General features: G+C 33.1%; 17 protein-coding genes. 6 read left to right on the top strand and 11 right to left on the bottom strand.

All coding sequences use genetic code 11. The features are described 5' to 3' along the window. Positions 1-53 precede the first annotated feature (53 nt). The 4 genes from EU98_RS01040 to EU98_RS01055 are packed head-to-tail and all read right to left on the bottom strand — an operon-like array spanning position 54 to position 5,086. Positions 54-1,010 carry a PhoH family protein gene (locus tag EU98_RS01040; RefSeq protein WP_032516400.1) on the bottom strand — a complete coding sequence of 319 codons (957 nt, stop codon included), beginning with the start codon at positions 1,008-1,010 and terminating at the stop codon, positions 54-56. Between the two features lie 36 nt (positions 1,011-1,046). Next, a complete protein-coding gene (gene rpsP, locus EU98_RS01045) occupies positions 1,047-1,409 on the bottom strand; it encodes a 30S ribosomal protein S16 (protein WP_032516399.1) in 363 nt (120 codons plus the stop codon). A 54-nt stretch (positions 1,410-1,463) separates the two neighbouring features. Then, on the bottom strand, positions 1,464-2,933 hold the full coding sequence (gene ffh / locus EU98_RS01050; RefSeq protein ID WP_032516398.1) for a signal recognition particle protein: 1,470 nt from the start codon (positions 2,931-2,933) through the stop codon (positions 1,464-1,466). 47 nt (positions 2,934-2,980) lie between these two features. Continuing rightward, the gene (locus EU98_RS01055) at positions 2,981-5,086 is read right to left on the bottom strand and encodes an IMS domain-containing protein (protein ID WP_032516397.1); all 2,106 of its coding nucleotides are present in this window, start codon (positions 5,084-5,086) and stop codon (positions 2,981-2,983) included. 113 nt (positions 5,087-5,199) lie between these two features. On the opposite strand from EU98_RS01055, the gene pdhA reads away from it, so the two are divergent. Further along, positions 5,200-6,273 carry a pyruvate dehydrogenase (acetyl-transferring) E1 component subunit alpha gene (pdhA, locus tag EU98_RS01060; protein ID WP_032516396.1) on the top strand — a complete coding sequence of 358 codons (1,074 nt, stop codon included), beginning with the start codon at positions 5,200-5,202 and terminating at the stop codon, positions 6,271-6,273. 1 nt (position 6,274) lies between these two features. On the opposite strand, the gene EU98_RS01065 is transcribed toward pdhA, so the two are convergent. Both EU98_RS01065 and EU98_RS01070 read right to left on the bottom strand, forming a co-directional pair. Next, on the bottom strand, positions 6,275-7,216 hold the full coding sequence (locus EU98_RS01065; protein ID WP_032516395.1) for an RpoD/SigA family RNA polymerase sigma factor: 942 nt from the start codon (positions 7,214-7,216) through the stop codon (positions 6,275-6,277). Between the two features lie 140 nt (positions 7,217-7,356). After that, entirely contained in the window at positions 7,357-8,922 is a 1,566-nt protein-coding gene (locus EU98_RS01070; RefSeq protein ID WP_032516394.1) for a bifunctional ADP-dependent NAD(P)H-hydrate dehydratase/NAD(P)H-hydrate epimerase, read from the bottom strand. Positions 8,923-8,968: 46 nt separating this feature from the next. On the opposite strand from EU98_RS01070, the gene mnmA reads away from it, so the two are divergent. Beyond that, the gene (gene mnmA, locus EU98_RS01075; protein WP_032516393.1) at positions 8,969-10,126 is read left to right on the top strand and encodes a tRNA 2-thiouridine(34) synthase MnmA; all 1,158 of its coding nucleotides are present in this window, start codon (positions 8,969-8,971) and stop codon (positions 10,124-10,126) included. Here the strand turns inward: mnmA and EU98_RS01080 are convergent. Continuing rightward, on the bottom strand, positions 10,119-11,606 hold the full coding sequence (locus EU98_RS01080; protein ID WP_032516392.1) for an acyltransferase: 1,488 nt from the start codon (positions 11,604-11,606) through the stop codon (positions 10,119-10,121). The genes mnmA and EU98_RS01080 overlap by 8 nt on opposite strands. A gap of 86 nt (positions 11,607-11,692) precedes the next feature. On the opposite strand from EU98_RS01080, the gene EU98_RS01085 reads away from it, so the two are divergent. From EU98_RS01085 to sodX, 3 genes are all read left to right on the top strand, one after another. After that, positions 11,693-12,265, top strand: a complete 573-nt coding sequence (locus EU98_RS01085; protein ID WP_032516391.1) for an FKBP-type peptidyl-prolyl cis-trans isomerase — start codon at positions 11,693-11,695, stop codon at positions 12,263-12,265. A gap of 78 nt (positions 12,266-12,343) precedes the next feature. Further along, positions 12,344-12,817, top strand: coding sequence for a superoxide dismutase, Ni (gene sodN, locus EU98_RS01090; protein ID WP_032516390.1), 474 nt, complete (start codon positions 12,344-12,346; stop codon positions 12,815-12,817). Beyond that, positions 12,817-13,218, top strand: a complete 402-nt coding sequence (sodX, locus tag EU98_RS01095) for a nickel-type superoxide dismutase maturation protease (protein WP_413353162.1) — start codon at positions 12,817-12,819, stop codon at positions 13,216-13,218. Before sodN ends, sodX begins: the two co-directional genes overlap by 1 nt. Here sodX and EU98_RS01100 read toward each other — a convergent pair. From EU98_RS01100 to EU98_RS01115, 4 genes are read right to left on the bottom strand one after another with little or no spacing between them, the layout of a single operon-like run. After that, positions 13,177-13,848: a hydantoin utilization protein A gene (locus tag EU98_RS01100; RefSeq protein ID WP_032516388.1), complete on the bottom strand. Its 672-nt coding sequence runs from the start codon at positions 13,846-13,848 to the stop codon at positions 13,177-13,179. The genes sodX and EU98_RS01100 overlap by 42 nt on opposite strands. A gap of 55 nt (positions 13,849-13,903) precedes the next feature. Beyond that, entirely contained in the window at positions 13,904-14,791 is an 888-nt protein-coding gene (trpC, locus tag EU98_RS01105) for an indole-3-glycerol phosphate synthase TrpC (protein ID WP_032516387.1), read from the bottom strand. A 12-nt stretch (positions 14,792-14,803) separates the two neighbouring features. Then, a complete protein-coding gene (gene lpdA / locus EU98_RS01110) occupies positions 14,804-16,243 on the bottom strand; it encodes a dihydrolipoyl dehydrogenase (RefSeq protein ID WP_032516386.1) in 1,440 nt (479 codons plus the stop codon). A gap of 11 nt (positions 16,244-16,254) precedes the next feature. Further along, on the bottom strand, positions 16,255-17,127 hold the full coding sequence (locus EU98_RS01115) for a TrmH family RNA methyltransferase (RefSeq protein ID WP_413353160.1): 873 nt from the start codon (positions 17,125-17,127) through the stop codon (positions 16,255-16,257). A 159-nt stretch (positions 17,128-17,286) separates the two neighbouring features. On the opposite strand from EU98_RS01115, the gene murA reads away from it, so the two are divergent. Next, positions 17,287-18,657, top strand: coding sequence for a UDP-N-acetylglucosamine 1-carboxyvinyltransferase (gene murA, locus EU98_RS01120; RefSeq protein WP_032516384.1), 1,371 nt, complete (start codon positions 17,287-17,289; stop codon positions 18,655-18,657). Positions 18,658-19,041: the final 384 nt, after the last annotated feature.

The following is a 19,041-nucleotide window of genomic DNA, read 5'->3' as shown; positions in this document are numbered from 1 at the left end:
TTATTCTACTCGATTTTTAAAATTTCAGGGTACGGATCTCCAGAGTTATAAAGTTATTGATAAGCCTGAATAATTTTCTGAACTAAAGGATGACGAACTACATCTTCAACAGTTAAATAACAAAATTTTATACCTTTAGTTTCAGAGAAAATTCTCGATGCTTCGATGAGGCCGCTTTCCTGATCTTTATTTAAATCAATTTGTGTAATATCTCCGTTTACAACCATTTTAGATCTATCACCCAATCTGGTTAAAAACATTCTCATTTGGGAGCAAGTAGTATTTTGTGCTTCATCAAGGATAACCATAGAATTATCTAAGGTTCTTCCTCTCATAAATGCTAAAGGTGCAACTTCAATAATCCCCTTATCGATTAAAGAATTTGTTCTGTCAAACCCAAAAATACTATGTAAAGAATCAAATAGGGGTCTTAAATATGGATCTACTTTTTGTTGCAAATCACCAGGTAGAAATCCCAAACTTTCACCAGCTTCTACAGCTGGTCTGGTTAAAACAATTTTTTCAATTTTTTTCTCGTTCAAGAGTCGTGCCGCGCAAACAGTTGCTAAAAATGTCTTACCAGTTCCAGCTGGACCAATCGCGAACGTAAGATCAAAGTTTTCAATTGATTCAACATATTCTTTTTGCCTTATAGTTCTTGGTCTTAAATATCTTCCTTCTTTGGAACGCGCAAGAATTTTTTTTCCAAGTTCAGCATGTGAAGACGATTCGCCCATATTTAAAGAACTTAAAGCTGCTCTAAGATCTGCCTCTGGGACTTCTAACCCTTGTTCCCAAATTGGTCTTGTTAGTTCTACTAATGCTGAGGCTCTTTCAATTTTAGATATGACACCGTTCATCTCAAGTTGTAAACCTCTTATAGTTAAAGAAACTCCTGTCAGAGACTCAAATTTTTTTAAGAAAGAATTACCATGTCCAGATAATGCTGTAGCGGCATCAGAGCTTGGCAAATCTATTTTGAAGTGACCAGTTTTGGAAACTTCCTTCATCTAGTTATTGAATAAGAATAAAAATTTATCAACTCACTAGCTTTCAGCTTCATTACCCTCGCTTTCAGTTTTACTACTATCATTTTCTTCTTTAGTTTTAGCCTTGGCTAATTTTTCCTTCTCTAACTTTGCTTTACCAATTGCGATAGAGGGTCTTTCTGTTTTTTCTAATAACCCTCCCTTTTCTAATAAAGTTCTCACAACATTAGTTGGCTGAGCACCCTGAGTAAGTCTTGTTCTTAAAGCTTCTGTATCAAGCCTGGTTTCCTTAGTTCTTGGATTATAAAAACCTAGTTCTTGTAAAGGTCTACCATCTCTTCTGGAAGTACTATTGCATGCAACAATTCTGAAACTTGCCTCTTTTTTCTTTCCAAAGCGCTTAAGGCGCAATTTAATCATCTTAAATTAATGCGTTTTTAATAATAATATCATTTAAAGGTAAAAATATAGAAACTATAAATCGGCAAAACCTTTTTTCTTTTTATTATTTTTTTGTTTTTTCATTGGCTTATTACTATTCATCCCTCCCATTCCTGGCATTCCTCCCATTCCTGGCATACCTCCCATTCCTGGCATTCCTCCCATTCCTGGCATTCCTCCCATTCCTGGCATTCCTGGCATACCTCCGTTAGACATTTGTTTCATAAAACCTCTCATTCTTTGAAAATCGGCCAAAACTTTATCTACATCTTTTGCTTCATAACCGCTACCTTGAGCGATTCTTTGTCTTCTTGAGGGTTGAGCAGCTAGAACTTCAGGTTTTTGTTTCTCTTCAAGAGTCATTGACGAGATCATAGATTCTATTTTCTTAAGTTGATCTTCTCCATCTTTTATCATCCCATCATCTATTTTATTCATTCCAGGAATCAATTTAATTAATCCACCAAGTGAACCCATTCTTTTAATTAATCTCATTTGCTTTACAAAATCATTAAAATCAAAAGTCGCTTCTTGAAGTTTCTTTTGCATAGCTTCTGCATCAGCAAGTTCAACTTCTTTTTGTGCTTTTTCAACAAGTGTCAATACATCGCCCATCCCTAAAATTCTGCTAGCCATTCTCTCTGGATGAAATGGTTGCAATGCCTCTATTTTTTCGCCTACACCTATAAATTTGATTGGTTTACCACTTATTTTTCTTATTGATAAAGCAGCTCCACCTCTTGAGTCACCATCCAACTTAGTTAATATCGCCCCTGTGATGCCTACTTTTTCATGAAATGATTTTGTTAAGTCTGCAGCTTCTTGCCCAATCATTGAATCAACAACAAGCAAAACCTCATCAGGATTAGAAACTTCTTTTATTCGAACCATTTCACCCATCATGGAATCATCAATTTGCAGTCTTCCGGCAGTATCAATAATTATCGAATTGAATTCATTTTCACTAGCGAAATTCAATGCTTCCTTTGCTATTTCTTCTGGTTTGCTATTTTTTTCTTTAGCTGAAAAAACTTCCAATTCATATTGACTTCCCAATGTTTTAAGCTGCTCTACAGCTGCTGGTCGATAAATATCTGCAGCCACCAAAAGAACTTTTTTATCTTTTTCCTTTAAATAAAGTCCTAATTTTCCTGTTGCGGTTGTTTTACCCGCTCCCTGAAGTCCAGCCATCAAAATGACGGTAGGACTATTTTCATTTTCGTATAATGGAGAATTTTCATTCCCCATAATATTAATCAATTCTTTATTTACAACCTCAATAAATTTTTGACCTGGGTTTACACCCCTAACTACTTCTTCTCCAACAGCTTTATCTTTGACATCTGAAATAAACTCTTTTACTACAGACAAACTAACATCTGCATCAAGGAGTGCTCTTTTTACCTCCTTCAAGGCATCGTTTATATTATTTTCACTAATTTTTGCTTCGCCTCTTAAACCCTTTACTGCGTCTTCAAAGCGTGACGAGAGTTCATCAAACATTATTAAAAAGTAATTTTATTTATTATAGATGATCTTGAAGTTTGTAATTACAAGCCGCTCACGAAATCAACCAATTTCCATGATTTATTTGAAAACCCCAAAATATATTTAACTTTAAGGGGATTTAATGATGTTTCATTAATCAATTCTCCAGAATTCTTTACTAACCTTTCTAAATAATTCAATTCTACTAAAACAACTATCCGAGATGAAGTTTGCGATTCCATATCAATCTTACTTATTTGGGAATTAATCTCCTTATAAATTCCTTTCTTGATATCGTTCTGTCTTTCTTCGATTGTTCGATCAATTAGTCCTTTACTGACAATCTTAGAAAGATTAATTTCACTCTTTCCGGCTAAGTAATTACTTTTACTAAGAAGCCATCCATTAATTAAATTCCTTATATCTTCCAAAGAAGGTGAAGCAGTATTAAGTTCTTTGAATTCATAGTAAATAATTGAAGTAGATTTCTCAGAAATAGAATCCAATTTACTTGAAGGATTTTTTTTTATTTCTTGAATAATATCTATCTCACTAAGCTTTTGATTCTTATCTATTGCAATTAAAGGTTTTTCAGTAATAGATTGGTCCTGATTTGATTTTTTTAAATTATTTCTTAAAAATCCAATACCAATACCAAATACAAATAATATCAAAAACGCATAGATATAAATCAAATAAGGCGACCGATTAATTATCTCTTTATCCTTTAAGAATTCCCCAAAACTAAACTTTAATTCAGCAATCTTTTCAATTAAAAAATTATAAAATTCTATTGGTTTTTTCTTAAAGTATTCCTCATTGAATTCAATTTCTTTGGTCTCATCCTTTTCAAAGCCTTGTTTTATGCCACCAGGCCAAGGTAATCTTCTTTCATCAATATTGCCCAGTGTATTATCAAAATCTTCAGTCGTTTTTATGGAGGATTCCTTTTCAGTTTGTTGGTTTTGAAGATTTGACCTAATTGAAATTTTATTTGATTTCTTTTCTAATTTTTCAATAAATTCTTGAATTTCCCTATCTTCAAACCAAGAATCTAAATCCACCTCTTTTGAGTCAATATCTCTATACCCAACTAAAACATCATTCTCTAACCAATTTTTACAGAAAATACATATCGCCTCTAACTTATTTCCAGGATAATTATTAAGCCAATCTCGTAAATTTTCATCAGAACTACTTGAAAACCGTGCGGAGGCTTGGTCAATATCAGCTAAAAGCAAATCTAAGCAACCAACTAAAGGCATTGAATCAAGACCTGATAAATTTAGTTTCTTTAAAATTCTCCTCGCTTCAAATAATTTTTCCGGCTTTCTTCTAGAGAAACCAATAGCTGTTAGGGAAAGAAACGCTAAAAATCCTGCTTCTAATGATCCTCTTTTTTGTAATTCAAGAAACAAATCAATCTGTTCTTGCACTGTCAAAAATGGCTTTATTTGTTGAAAAAAAGTTTCAAACTCTTGCTGATTTAAATAATCTTTATATTCAGATTTATTATTACCTTCCAAACCACCTCTTTTGATTATTAAATTTTCCAACATACTTAAGCCTTTTTTATGAGACTCTTGATCATTTAGATCCCTACTAAGTAGATCTAGGATTCTGTAAGGAAGCAAAGCAACCAAATCTTCTTCAAGTTCTTTTCTTATATCTCCAAGCTTTCCCATTCTTTGTAGAAGTTGTATACCTTCATGTAAAAAGTCTGCCGCGTTCGAATAGGATCTTAGCTGTTGTTCCAGAATTGCAGAATCTCTAGCTGTTAAAGCAGCCAATAATGTTAAATCAGCTTCTCTACTACTTCCTAAAGCTGGAGTTTGTGGGGGTTGCAATGCTTTTCTCGTAATTTTAAAAGCTTCTTTTGGTGAACCTGATTCCCAAAGAAGTATTAAACCTGCTACTTGTCTATTTGAGGAAAAATCCAATCCAGAATTCCCATTTAATAACAGATTTTCATACTCTCTTCTACTTTCTGGATCTGTAAGTAGATCGGCAGTGAGACGAAGCAGCTCTGATCTTTGGGTTAAAACTTCATACGTAAAACCTTCATCAGGTGTTTTATCTAACCGCAATTGAAACGCCCTTAATATTTCCTCAGAAGTTGCAGAGGGGCTTACGCCAATTAAACGAAAATGGTCTAAAGGAAGTTCCAAACAAATATCCTATTGAAAATTCTTAGACAAATTTTATCAAGTTAAAAATTTTTTTCACAAGGTCTTACAGAGTTATTAAAGAAAATCATGAAAATCGCCCTTCACAGCTTAGAATGTTAACAAATCAAAACTTCGTTAAGGTATTTTTCTTGGAAACACACGTAGAGAGAATCTCAAATCTTCAAGACATAAAAAAAGCCGAATTAGATCGAGAAACCGGATTATTTCTTTATGAAGACATGACGCTTGGTCGTAGGTTTGAAGATAAGTGTGCAGAAATGTATTACAGGGGAAAAATGTTTGGTTTCGTTCATTTATATAACGGTCAAGAGGCTATAAGCACGGGAGTAATTGGCGCCATGAAAAAGAAACATGATTGGTTTTGTAGTACCTATCGCGATCATGTTCATGCACTAAGTGCAGGTGTTCCCTCATTTGAAGTAATGAGTGAACTTTTTGGTAAATCGACTGGTTGTAGCAAAGGCCGAGGTGGATCTATGCACTTATTTTCAAGAGAGCATCACCTACTCGGAGGATATGCATTTATTGGAGAGGGAATTCCAGTTGCATTAGGGGCAGCCTTTTCAAGTAAATACAAAAAGGAAGTTGCTGGAAATAGTAATAGTGATGCGGTAACTGCAGCATTTTTTGGGGATGGGACTTGCAATAATGGGCAGTTTTTTGAATGTTTAAATATGGCCCAGTTATGGAAATTACCCATAATTTTTGTTGTTGAAAATAATAAATGGGCTATTGGTATGGCTCATGATAGAGCTACTAGTAATCCTGAAATCTGGAGAAAAGCGTCTGCCTTTGGCATGCAAGGCGAGGAAGTTGATGGAATGGATGTATTAGCAGTAAGAGGGGCAGCACAAAGAGCAATTGAGCGGGCTAGGGCAGGAGAAGGGCCCACACTTTTAGAATGTTTAACTTATAGATATAGAGGGCATTCTCTTGCAGATCCAGATGAATTAAGGTCTGAAAAAGAGAAGGAGTTTTGGGGAAAAAGAGATCCTATTAAGAAATTAGCTCAAGAAATTATTGACGGTAAATTAGCTACAGAAGAAGAATTAAAAATTATTGAAAAGAAAATTGATGCTGAAATATCTGAGTCAGTTAAAAATGCAATTGAAGCTCCTGAACCTCCCTCAGAAGAATTAACCAAATATATTTGGGCAGAAGATTAGATTAAATACCGCTAGGTAATTTTCTGGTTAAGTTCCTTAATTTTCTTAGTGCCTTAAGTTCAACTTGTCTTACTCTTTCTCTAGAAACTTCTAATAATCTTCCAATTTCTGCAAGCGTATGTCTCTCATTTGCATCAAGTCCAAACCTTAGTTTGAGAACATGTTGTTCTTGCTCGCTTAAATGACTTAACCACTTACCAAGTTGCTCTTGATGCATTTTCTGTTCAACTTGATCTAAAGGCTCTTCATTATTACTATCTGCAATTAAATCACCTAAAAAGCTCCTACCATCATCACCATTTACTGGAGCATCTAAACTGCTTGTCGATAAAGCTTGTCTTAAAACAGAATCCAATTCTTCAACATCAATTTCCATTGCCTCTGCAATTTCAATTCTGCTTGGCATAGCACCAAGCTTATGAGCCAAATCTCTACTAACTTTTCTGATAGATGCTAACCTTTCACTTAAGTGAACAGGTAATCGGATTGTTCTTGATTGACAGGCAATTGCTCTTGTCATACTTTGCCTAATCCACCAAAAGGCATAAGTAGAAAACTTATATCCTCTTGTCGGATCAAATTTTTCAACAGCCCTCTCTAATCCAAGAGAACCTTCTTGTACTAAATCAAGTAATTCCAATCCTTTACCTTGATATTTTTTTGCCACACTGACAACTAATCTTAAATTAGCTTTCATCATTCTTTCTTTAGCTCTTCGACCAATTTTTATAGTTCTTTTTTGCTGAGTTGTAAAATCATTGACCTTTTCACTTAATTGTCCATCTTCTGTAAGAATCATCATCTTCTGAACTTGATTACCCAATTCAATCTCTTCGGCAGGTGTTAATAAGGGAACTCTACCGATATTCTGCAAATACCAACTAATTGGGTCATTATTCCTCCTCTTGGGAGGTTCTGCTTGGGTTGGTAATGATGAAACCATTTTCTGACCTAATTTAGGTACTAAAACTCTCCTACACTTTTTAAGAAATAGCCAAATATTTAATGCGCGCTTCAGATTTCAAGTTATATTTGTACACTTATGTGTTTAAAACTATAAATAACTCTCTTAAATTGTTTCTTTCAAGATATTTGTCTCATTTTTATATTTCGCATTAATTTTGACAATTCGTCACCAATAGCAGAAGCATTTGACCCTTTTTTACACTTTGATGCAGCAAATGAATGCAAAAGTACGTATTTAGCAAAAAAATCTGTTGTTATGTTTCTACAAAATGTTAAATCAATCGCAGAACTACCAGCTATAAATCCAGATAAAAGATCACCCAATCCAGCTCGAGCTGTGTGTGAATCAGTCCCAAAAAGTTGCCAAGCCTTTTTATTGTCAGCGACTATGCTATTAGCTCCCTTTAACAGAACACTTATGTTAAATTCTTGCGAAGCATTAAGAGCTTTTTCAACATTAGTCTCGCATTTGATATTGGGGAATAACCTCGAAAATTCTTTGCTATGAGGTGTTATCCATGTCTTAAATCTTCTCTCTAAGAAGAATTTTGAACATAATTTAGATTCTGAAATTCTATTGAGTGCATCCGCATCCAAAATCAATAATCCTTCAAAACCAGTGAGAATGTCTTTTGCTTTTTGCCAATCATCACTATCAATTCCTATTCCTGGGCCGACAGCTACTGAATCAAATGCACTTAAATCAATATTTTTTAATGCACTAAATAAAGATGCATTTCCATTTTGATTAGATTGCATAGTATCCTTTAAAACTATTTCTGGAGCAACTTGCCAAATAGATTCAGCAACTAACTCAGGCAGGACAGCCGAGATATAGCCTGCTCCACTTGATATCGCCCCTTTTAATGCTAAGTATGCAGCACCAGGATATTTTTCACTTCCAGCTATTAATAATGTTCTACCTCTTTTATATTTGTTGGAATTTCTTGGTAAAGAAGGTAAATTAATATTTTTCAAATCTTTGTAGGTAACCTTAAAAATCTTTTTATCAACTTTGGAAAGTTTACTAATTGGCACCCCAATATCTATATGGTGCAATTCTCCAATAAAAGGTAATGCAGAATCTTGCGTCAACCCTATCTTATTAAGACCAATTGCTAAGGTATGGTCTGCCTTTACTGCGTTATCTAAAAAAGGCTCTCCTTTATCAGGACATAATCCTGTTGGAATATCAATACTTATTACCTTGCCATATCTGTTAAGAAATTTTTGATTAAAAAGTTTAACTAATTTATTATCAACTTTTCTTGTTTGATTATTACCAAACACAGCATCAATCCAAAGTTCTTTACCATTTGCATCAGGGGGCTCTACTAATTTTGTGACCCCAATAGATGTAAGATAATTAAGATGGTTATTTGTTAATGGTTTTTTTATCGGGAATGGACACCATACCTTTACCATAAAACCTTTCAAAAAAAGCTCTCTAGCTATTACTGCACCATCCCCACCATTATGCCCAGGACCTATAAAAACAGTTATTCCATACTTTAGAAGAGGTTTCCTTTTCAAGAGCCATCTACTAATTTGAATACCAGCTTTTTCCATCAATGCTTCTTGAGGCATTCCATCAGAAAACATTTCTTTCTCTAATATCAACATTTGCTTTGAATCAACAATTAAATGTTTCGAGTCAATTGTTGGCCATACAATTTCGTTCATAATTAGTACAAAGCAATTGGAGTACTGTTCAAAAATTTAAACTTCCATGTTAAAGACACAAAAGGATAAAAAATTAGAGAACTTTTTTTCTTCTAATGATAAAACTAAAAAGAAGAAAAATATTATTGTAGGTCTTTCTGGTGGCGTAGATAGTTCCCTTTCAGCTGCTCTTCTTGTAGAAAGAGGCTGGAATGTTGAGGGACTAACTCTTTGGCTAATGAAAGGACAAGGCTCCTGTTGTTCTGAAGGATTAGTAGATGCTGCTGGCGTTTGTGAAGATTTGGGAATTAATCATAAAATAATAGACTCAAGAGAAATTTTCGAAAGAGAGGTAATTAAAAAAACTACTGAAAGCTATGAGAAAGGATTCACTCCACTTCCATGTTCGATGTGCAACAAGAATGTGAAGTTTGAAGAGATGCTTAATTACGCAATAAACAAAAAGGACTTTACTTATATTGCGACCGGACATTACGCAAGGATAAAAAAATCATCTTCTGCTGAAACACCTGATTGCAAGAGCTTTGTACTTAAGGACTTCCTTCTTTTAAGAGGTGCTGACGAAAACAAGGACCAAAGTTATTTTCTTTATTCTCTTTCACAAGAAGTACTAAGCAGATTAGAATTTCCTCTTGGTGAAATGAAAAAAGAAGAAACAAGAAAGGAAGCCCTGAGATTAGGCCTTAGAACTGCTCAAAAACCAGAAAGTCAAGATTTATGTTTAGTTGAGCATTATGGATCAATGCAGAGATTTATCGACATACACATTGAACCCAATGAAGGAGAAATTATGCATGTAAATGGGAAAGTCCTTGGAACGCACAATGGTATTCAGCACTTTACAGTAGGTCAAAGAAAAGGTTTGGGAATCGCTTGGCCTGAACCTTTATATGTAAAAAGTTTAGACAGGGTAAAAAACATAGTTTATGTAGCAGATAAAAGTGATCTATATAGTAAAGAAGCGATAATTACTAAGGTTAACTGGGTTTCAATCGAAGAACCTAAGCAAGAGATACAAGTAGAAGCACAAATCAGATATAGAAGTCATCCAGTAAAAGGAACTTTAATCCCTTTGAAAAATTTAGATAATCCAACTAAAAAATTTAAATTAATATTTGAAGAAAGTCAAAGTTCGGTAACACCCGGACAAGCTGCAGTTTTTTATAAAGGAGAAATTTTATTAGGTGGCGGATTAATTAATTAATTTTCCAAAAGAAATTTAATCCCATAAAAAATATAAACAATAACAAAATAGGTTTATCTCCAAATTTTGTATAGAAGGTCCTGTCGGATGAAAAATTGGGGAAAACTACTTTATTTTGCTCCACATTTAAATCTAGAAGCTGAATTATTTTCCCATCATCTTTAACTAAACCCGAAGGACCAGTGTTTGATACAAGTAGATTATCCTTTTTATTTTCAATACTTCTCAATCTTGCCAAAGACAGGAATTGATTATAAAGCTTAGTTGGATAGGGATCTAAATTTGCTGCAGTTATTATTAGTTTTGCACCGCTATTAATAGCCTTTCTTATTTTCAATCCATCACTAATTTCATAACAAATAACCACTGCTAGAGGTTGTGTAAATTTAGGATCAAACAATCTTGAATCAGAGCCAGGTTGAATTCCTCCTACAGCAGATAATCCTCTTGAAAAACTATCTAGAAATCTAGGTGTTTTTTCACCTAATGGAACAAGTCTATGTTTATCTATAAATGAGGTAAAAGATTTATTTCCAATTTTAAATCCCAGTAAAGAACTTCTTAACTCATTATTAGAATTTCTGAAACCTCCTGCCAGGGTATTAACCTTAAAGCCTTTAGATAAATAAAAATTACTATTTAAAGTCCCTTCAGGAGCAACAAGAAGTTTCACTTTATTTGATAAAGCATACTTTTGAGCGATAGACAGCTTTTCTTCAATAAATTCATCATTTATTTTTAATTTTTCTCTTGTTGGTATATTAGTTTGCCAAATAGCTACTGGATATTCATAATTTCTTTTAATCGGAGTTGTTAAACCTCCAAGTAAATGTAAGAGAATAAAAACCAAAAGTCCTAAAAGAAATACTTTTTTAAAGTAAAGTTTTCTTTCCCATCTACCTTGAATATAAAAAATCCAAAACCCAATCAATATTTGAAGTACGCATAAACCACTTGCACCAATCCATCTTGCTAAACCAGCAAGATAAATATCACCTGGGATAAGACTCTCTCCTAAACCTATCCAAAAAAAAGATGTTTGAGAAAGTATCAATTCACCAATACCCCAAGTCAAAGATAAAAAAAATACTTTTACTGTTAAAGATAATATTTTCATTTTGAAAACATCTTCTTTCCAGAGAATGATTTCAACTAACAATCCCCATAAATAAACTAATATCCCACCCAAAAAAGAGCAAAATAATAATATTAAAATGGTGATTATTAAACTTGTAAGCCATGAAAAACCAAGCCATGTCAATGGATGAAGATCATAAAGCCAAGAATGACTTATCAAGATAAAGAAAAAACCCCAACAAAAATTTGCTATTCTCCTTTCACTTCCCTTCCATAAAATAAATAAAGATATCGGCATAAAAATCAGCCAAAAATGAGTTGAAACTGAAATTCCTCCTAAAATCCCTCCTAAACAAGGGTAAAAATATTGTCTTAGACTTTTAATTTGAGTTGGGATTAACAATCTAAAATTACGAAATTATATTTATAATCACCCATTTATTGTACCTTCATTCTGTAGACTAAGTTCCAGTAACTTTCAAAATTTTAGTGAAAGAAGTCTTTATCAGTTTTGCAGTTTTTGTTTTTTGTGTTTCATTAACTCTTTTCAGTCAATTTAATTCACCTCAAGTTGTTAATGCTGCTGAATCAGAAACTCAGTCAGTTCAAAGAACACCTGTTGCAAAATCATCAAATGTCTCAAATAATAATTTATTTGAACTAGACCCATCTGACCCAAATCCTATACTTTTCGCTATGGCAGAAGAAACACCAATAGACAACAATTCAAGGACTACAGAAAGTGGTTTAATTATTGCAGATATTGTAAACGGGGAAGGAGATGAGGCTAGTGCCGGGCAAACAGTTACTGTAAATTACACAGGAACACTAGAAGACGGGACACAATTTGATACCAGTATCGGCAGAGCTCCATTCAGCTTTCCCTTAGGTGCTGGACGAGTAATAAAAGGTTGGGACGAAGGTGTAGCAGGCATGAAAGTTGGAGGCAAAAGAAAATTAACAATACCTCCGGAACTTGGATACGGATCAAGAGGAGCTGGAAATGTAATACCTGCTAATGCGACTTTAATATTTGAAGTTGAATTATTAAAAGTCAATTAAATTAAGTAAGAAAAATATCTAAGACTTTTCAATTTAGTTAATCTCCAAGTAATATATATACAACACTAAATATTTGAAATGTTAAGTAAATTCATCAATTCTTTTCTAGATAAAAAATCCCCAATGTCAGTTCACGCTCACTGCGATGGTCCTTGTGGTGTTTACGACCCAGCATCTACGAGAGTTGCAGCTGAAGCAGTTTTATCAATGACAAAAAAACTTATTTCATTAGAAGCTCCTTCTAGCACTGATTCAGCAGAGTGGGCTGCATACAGTAATACATTTTCTAGATATGTTGCAGTTAAAGAAGAGCAAGCAAAAGAAACAAAGAAAGAGATTCTAATTTTGTGGACAGATTACTTTAAACCAGTTCACTTAGAAACTTATCCAGACTTACATGAAACCATCTGGAAGGCAGCCAAATTATGCAGTGCATGCAAAGTTAATATTGACTTATCCCAAGCTGAAGAACTCATGAGTTATGTAGAAAAAATTCATAATATTTTCTGGGCTTCAAAAGAAAGATCAGACGCTTTTGTAAAAGCTAGTTAATCAGAGTTATTTTAAAAAGTTTTCTTGATTTTATTTTATTTTTATTAGGTTTAAGAAAAACCGCGATTATTAGTGGTGAATCGATGTTTCCTTACCTAAAAGAGGGTGACATTGTATTTTTTAAAAAATATAAAAAGAATAAATCAATACTTAAAAATCGACAAACAGTTATTTTTACTCATCCAATTAAAAATAAAAACCTAATAAAAAGGATAATATCAGTAAATCAAAATAACGTTGAGGTTATTGGCGACAATGTTGAATTTAGCGAAGATAGTAATAAATTTGGATTAATCAATAACGAAAAAATAATTGGGATTGTCACCTCTAAATTAATTATTCCTAAATTAAAAAATTTTTTAATTCAAAAAAACAGAAGCACTTCTTTGAATCCAAAATAATCCCAATGAAAAGGAAAGCCCCCCTGCTAAAGCTATTAATTTTTTAATAAATTTTTGACTTGCTTTAAAGGTAGTAAAAGATATTAAACAAGTAAAAAGATTCATACTTATGAGTGAACCAATCAAATATGAAATCAAATATAAGCAAGCGCTTGTTAAAGGTAGTGCTAAAGCAGGAAGAACTGCAAGAAAATGTGAACCTCCAGCTATACCGTGTAACAAGCCTAAACCAGTCAAAGCATGTGAGTGCTTATTATTATTTTTTTGTTCCTTAACATGAAAGTGAAAGTGACGATGGGCAATTCCATTCTCATGCTTATGGGAATGCGAGTGGATACTTAATTGAAAAGAATTTTTTATAGCAAATACTCCAACAATTAGAAGTGAAATTCCAACTAGGAATTCGGCAATACTAGAAAATTTGTTTAATGGCGTAATATCCTTAATAAAAATCGCTAAAAAAGCTAACAAGAGGACTCCTGAAGAATGTCCCAAGCCCCATGAGAAACTATTTTTAAGAGCTTTTTGGGGATTATTAATCGCTGTTGGTGCCATTGCAATTAGATGATCAGCGCCACTAACTACATGCACAAATCCTGCGACTATACCTGTTGAAATTACAGCCTGCATATATATTCAGTACAACTCTGTTTGTTCTATTTTATAGCACGATTTGAAGTCAATATTAAATTGAGTTAAATAATTTCTTGAACGATTGTTCAATATCAGTTTCTCTCATAAAAGTTTCACCAATTAATACTCCCATGATTCCAACAGATCTAAGCGATTCTAAATCTTCGGAACAATTAATTCCAGATTCACTTATGGGAATAATATTTTGTTTTAAAAATATATCTGCATATGTATGCATCAATTCTTTTGATGTTTTTAAATCCGTTTTAAAAGTCTTTAAGTCCCTATTATTTATTCCAATCAAATTAAAAGATTTTAACTTTAGAATCCTTTCTAATTCATTAGAGTTATGGACTTCAACAAGAACACTCATTTTTAAATTATCAGCTATTTTCTTTAAATAAATTAAATCATCATCACTTAAAATCGCAGCGATTAATAATATTGCATCAGCACCAGATACCCTTGCTTTATAAATCTGATAAGCAGAAATAATAAAATCTTTGCAGAGTAGAGGGAGATTAGTTGATTTCCTTACAGTTTCGAGTATTTCATAACTACCTTGAAAAAACCTTTTATCGGTAAGTACTGAGATACATGATGCACCTAATCCTTCATAACAAATTGCTATTTTTTCAGGATTAAAATCTTTTCTAATAACTCCTTTACTCGGACTAGCTTTTTTTATTTCAGCGATAACTCCTGGTTTTATTTTTGACTCCAAAATATTTTTAACAAAATCTTTGGGAGTAGGAAGTTTTTCAATCTTTTTGATGAGATCTTCTAAAGAGACTATTTTTTTAAAATTCTTAATTTCAATATCCTTGTGCCATACAATTTCTTCAAGAATATTTTTTGCTTGTGCTTCTCTATGAGGTACAGCATATTCTAAATTTTCTACCCTTACTGTTGGATTTGGTGGCCTGCGTCTTATCTCCATTAATTTTAGATATTATTTTATTTGAGAAGCCGCTTGTTTATATGCGACCTCAACTACTTCACTAAGAGTAGGATGAGTATGAACTTCTTTAGATAATTCAATTACATCTTGGTTCCTTGAAATAGCGTTCGAAATCTCTTGAATTAAATCAGCTGCATGTAACCCAAAAATATGAGCACCTAATACTTTCCCATTATCTTTATTGAAAATCAACTTTAGCAATCCATCACTCTCCAATTCAGCCAATGCTTTTGAATTAGCCTTAAAGAAACTTTTTACAACTCCCAAAGTAAAATTTTCTTTTGCAGATATCTCTTTAGCTTCAACTTCAGAGAGACCAACTGAACTAATCTCAGGGTGAGTAAAGGTTGCTGCAGGGATACTTTTATAGTTAATTTCGACATTACCACCGCAAATATTATCGACAGCAATAGTACCCTGCGCTGCAGCTGTATGGGCAAGCATTAATTTGCCTGTGACATCTCCAACAGCCCAAATATTAGGTATTATTTCATCACCATTCTTAACTCTCATTTGATCATCTACAGGAATGAACCCTTTTACTGTTTCGATACCAACCGAATCAAGATTTAAGTTCTTACTATTAGGACTTCTGCCAGTTGCAACAAGTACAGCGTCAACTTCTAAAGTTTCTACAACTTCTTTAGATTTTGCATCTGTCAGTTCTATTTTTACAGGACATCCAGGTGTTATTTTTGTCGCAAAGACATTGGATTTTGTGTCTATATCTCTTGCTTGAATAAGATTCTTCTTAGCAATTTTAGTGATGTCTGGATCAAATGTTGGCATAATATTTTCCAAAGCCTCGATCATAGTAACTTCACAACCAAGCGCGGTATAAACATCAGCAAATTCTAGACCTATATATCCGCTTCCAATAATTGCTATCCATCTTGGAAGCCACTCAAGTTTAACCGCATCATCGCTAGTAAATACGGTCCTATTATCCAAAGTTATTCCACGGGGCACAAAAGGAGAAGAGCCTGTTGCTATAACAATATTCTTACATGTGAAAATTTTATCAATTCCATTTTTATCTCTTACACCTACTTTTTGATTTCCTTCAATTCTTCCAATACCCAAAATGATTTCAACTCCACTCCTTTTAAGAGTTTTTGTTAAATTTTCTCTAACATTTAAAACTAAATTATTTGCATGATCTGCAATTTTTGATCTCTCGAACCTTACTGGTAAAGCATGTATACCAAATTTAGCTAAATGTTCATAATTAGCTATTTCTCTAACTTTTCCACTTGCAGCCAAAAGAGCTTTAGATGGAACACAACCCTTGTTAACACAAGTGCCTCCCATATCAGAAGATTCTACTATTGCGACTTTCAGTCCCTTACCAGCAGCATGTTTAGCGGCATCAAAACCTCCATATCCTGCACCTATCACGATTAAATCAAAATCAAAACTTGAATCAGTCACTTTTTATTTATTTATTTAGAGGTGTATGCGACTCTTTTTCGTTCTAGTAATAACGGAACTGCAACACAAGCCACATTCAATGATTCTACAATCTCGCTATGCGGAATTGTAATTGTTTCATTAAAAGCTTTTTTAATTTTTTTATGAATACCTTGGCCTTCATTACCCAAAATTAATGCTGTACGTCTAGACCAATCAACTTCCCAGTAAGGTTTTGAAGGTTTTTCTGAACTCTCATTATGGCTACTAGTAGAGAAAATCTTAAATCCTACATTTGATAATTCAGACAAAGACTTAAGTAAAGAATTTAATATTTCTTCTTCAATGCCATCAAATCTTAAAAATGGCAGATGAAAAACTGCACCTGAGGATGCTCTTAATACCTTTTGGCCAAATGGGTGCGCACCTCCAGCTAAAAAAATTGCATTAACACCCGCAGCTAAAGCGGTTCTAAATAGATTACCCATATTCCCAGGATCTTGAATTCTGTCGAGAACAAGAACAAAATCATCTTTTCTATTAAATTGATAATTAGGTATTGCTGAAATCTCTACTAAAGCTGCTATCCCATCTGGATTAATTGTTGAAATCGCAGATGCCAAGACTTCCTCTGAGACAATATTTATTAATGACTCATCAAATTTTTTGCTTAGATTTTGATTCTTTCTTAGCCATTCTTCGGTAACTAAAATCTTAGAGGGATTTTTTCCAGACTTCAGCAATTCTTCAATGAGATGTGTACCCTCTATGCAAAAAAAGTCTTGATCTTTTGGAGATGATCCTCTTTTAAATGATCTAAATCTTTTAACTAGATTATTGTTTTTACTAGTTATTTTTAAAAAAGTATTTTCTATGAGTATTTTGAAAAATTTGTTATCAACTATATTTTAATTACATAAATATTTTGATCAATTGTTTATTAAATTTTTATTTCCCAAGAAATCAAAAAATACTTTTTCACTTTTAATTAATATTCATGACGTTACATAGGGTGGACTTAATATTATTAGTTTGTCATGATGAATCTAATAAATTAAGTCTTAATGATTTGCGGAAGCAAAACGAAGTCATATCTTAAATCGCAAAATTTAAAGATTCTTGGCCAAGGAAAGTTAAATGGAATAGTTGAAATAAGTGGTGCGAAGAATTCCGCCTTAGTTTTATTAGCCTCATCATTGCTAACTAATGAAAAAATAATTCTTGAAAATGTACCTTTTCTCACTGATATTGAAAAGATGGGGAATATCTTAAAGAATTTAGGAGTGAATTTAGTTCGTAAAAACAAACAGCTAGAAATTGATCCAACAACTATTTCGATTAAAGAACTTCCATATGAACTTGTTAAAGGATTAAGAGCTAGTTTCTTTTGTATAGGTGCGCTATTAACTAAATTTGGAGAGGCTCAAGTACCTTTACCAGGTGGATGCAATATTGGTTCAAGGCCAATAGAAGAGCACATTAATGGATTAATCGCACTAGGAGCAGACATTATTATTGAAGAAGGAATTGTAAAGGCAAAAACAAGGGGGGACAACAATAGACTGCATGGCACTCATATTAAATTAAATTGTCCAAGTGTAGGCGCGACTGAAACTTTAATAATGGCAGCATCTTTAGCCAAAGGAAGAACTACTATTGAAAATGCTGCTAGAGAGCCTGAAGTTCAAGATTTATGCCAAATGCTTAATAAAATGGGGGCAAAAATTTATGACTCCGGTAAAGAAACAATTATTATTGATGGTGTTAATAAGCTTGGCGGATGTACCCATAAAGTAATTCCAGACCGAATAGAAGCTGGAACTTTTCTAATAGCTGCTGCTGCAACTTCCTCTTCAATAACAATTTCTCCAGTAATCCCTCATCATCTTGAAGCTGTCACTAATAAGCTTCAAGAGAGTGGGAGTAAAATTACGATTAAAGGTAATTCGATTTCTATCAAGAGTAAAGAGATTAAAGGAGTAGATATTGAAACAGCTCCTTTCCCAGGCTTTCCTACTGATTTGCAGGCACCATTTACAACTTTAATGACAATCGCAAATGGTGAATCAAAGATAACTGAAACAATTTTCGAAAACAGAATGAATCATATTTATTTACTTAATGAAATGGGCGCCTGTATAAAACTAAACAAAAACGTAGCTCATATCAAAGGTGTCAAAACAATTAATGGGATGAATCTAGTTGGCTCAGATTTAAGGTCATCAGCTGCATTAATAATTGCAGGAATCATCGCAAAAGGTAGTAGTAATTTCTATGGATTAGAACATCTAGATAGAGGTTATGAAAATTTTGAATTAAAACTAAAAAATCTAGGTGTACAAATAATTAGAGAGATAAGTAAAAATACTTTTGAGGATAATGGATATAAAATTGAACCAAAATCAAAGAATCTTTCAAAACTCGAAGCAGCTTAATATTTTTCAAATATAATCTTAAAACTAAGAAAGTTAATTCAAACGTAAGCGATATTGATTAGTGAAATACATCCCAAAAATAATATCAACAAAACTAGAAAGCGATTAGACCAAATTTTATTTAAACCATTAAATTTGAATTCGTTCATGCCCAAGTTCCGCTATTAGTTCCGAATGTTGTAAGTATAGTAACTGCAATAAATAGATAGGGGACAAATTTAAAGGATAATTTCTTAGCTTGAGTTTTAGACATTTGATTTTTTATCAAATATAACACAATATTACTAATGATGAAGCAATCTCCTTTCAAAAAAGACTTTTAAGCGCATTTAATCACAAAAATGTATCAGAAATGCTTAACTTTTCATTTCCCCCCTCATTTCT

The organism is Prochlorococcus marinus str. MIT 9314 (genome assembly GCF_000760035.1).
GTDB classification, from domain to species: Bacteria; Cyanobacteriota; Cyanobacteriia; order PCC-6307; family Cyanobiaceae; genus Prochlorococcus_A; species Prochlorococcus_A marinus_B.
This window is presented reverse-complemented; position numbering and strand designations above follow the sequence as displayed.

Excerpts from the sequence above, each read along its gene's own strand:
- trpC (WP_032516387.1), bottom strand. The coding sequence starts at position 14,791 with ATGGAGATAAGACGCAGGCCACCAAATCCAACAGTAAGGGTAGAAAAT.
- EU98_RS01070 (WP_032516394.1), bottom strand. The coding sequence starts at position 8,922 with ATGAACGAAATTGTATGGCCAACAATTGACTCGAAACATTTAATTGTT.
- mnmA (WP_032516393.1), top strand. The coding sequence starts at position 8,969 with ATGTTAAAGACACAAAAGGATAAAAAATTAGAGAACTTTTTTTCTTCT.
- sodN (WP_032516390.1), top strand. The coding sequence starts at position 12,344 with ATGTTAAGTAAATTCATCAATTCTTTTCTAGATAAAAAATCCCCAATG.
- EU98_RS01100 (WP_032516388.1), bottom strand. The coding sequence starts at position 13,848 with ATGCAGGCTGTAATTTCAACAGGTATAGTCGCAGGATTTGTGCATGTA.
- EU98_RS01040 (WP_032516400.1), bottom strand. The coding sequence starts at position 1,010 with ATGAAGGAAGTTTCCAAAACTGGTCACTTCAAAATAGATTTGCCAAGC.
- rpsP (WP_032516399.1), bottom strand. The coding sequence starts at position 1,409 with ATGATTAAATTGCGCCTTAAGCGCTTTGGAAAGAAAAAAGAGGCAAGT.
- ffh (WP_032516398.1), bottom strand. The coding sequence starts at position 2,933 with ATGTTTGATGAACTCTCGTCACGCTTTGAAGACGCAGTAAAGGGTTTA.
- EU98_RS01065 (WP_032516395.1), bottom strand. The coding sequence starts at position 7,216 with ATGGTTTCATCATTACCAACCCAAGCAGAACCTCCCAAGAGGAGGAAT.
- murA (WP_032516384.1), top strand. The coding sequence starts at position 17,287 with ATGATTTGCGGAAGCAAAACGAAGTCATATCTTAAATCGCAAAATTTA.
- pdhA (WP_032516396.1), top strand. The coding sequence starts at position 5,200 with ATGTTAACAAATCAAAACTTCGTTAAGGTATTTTTCTTGGAAACACAC.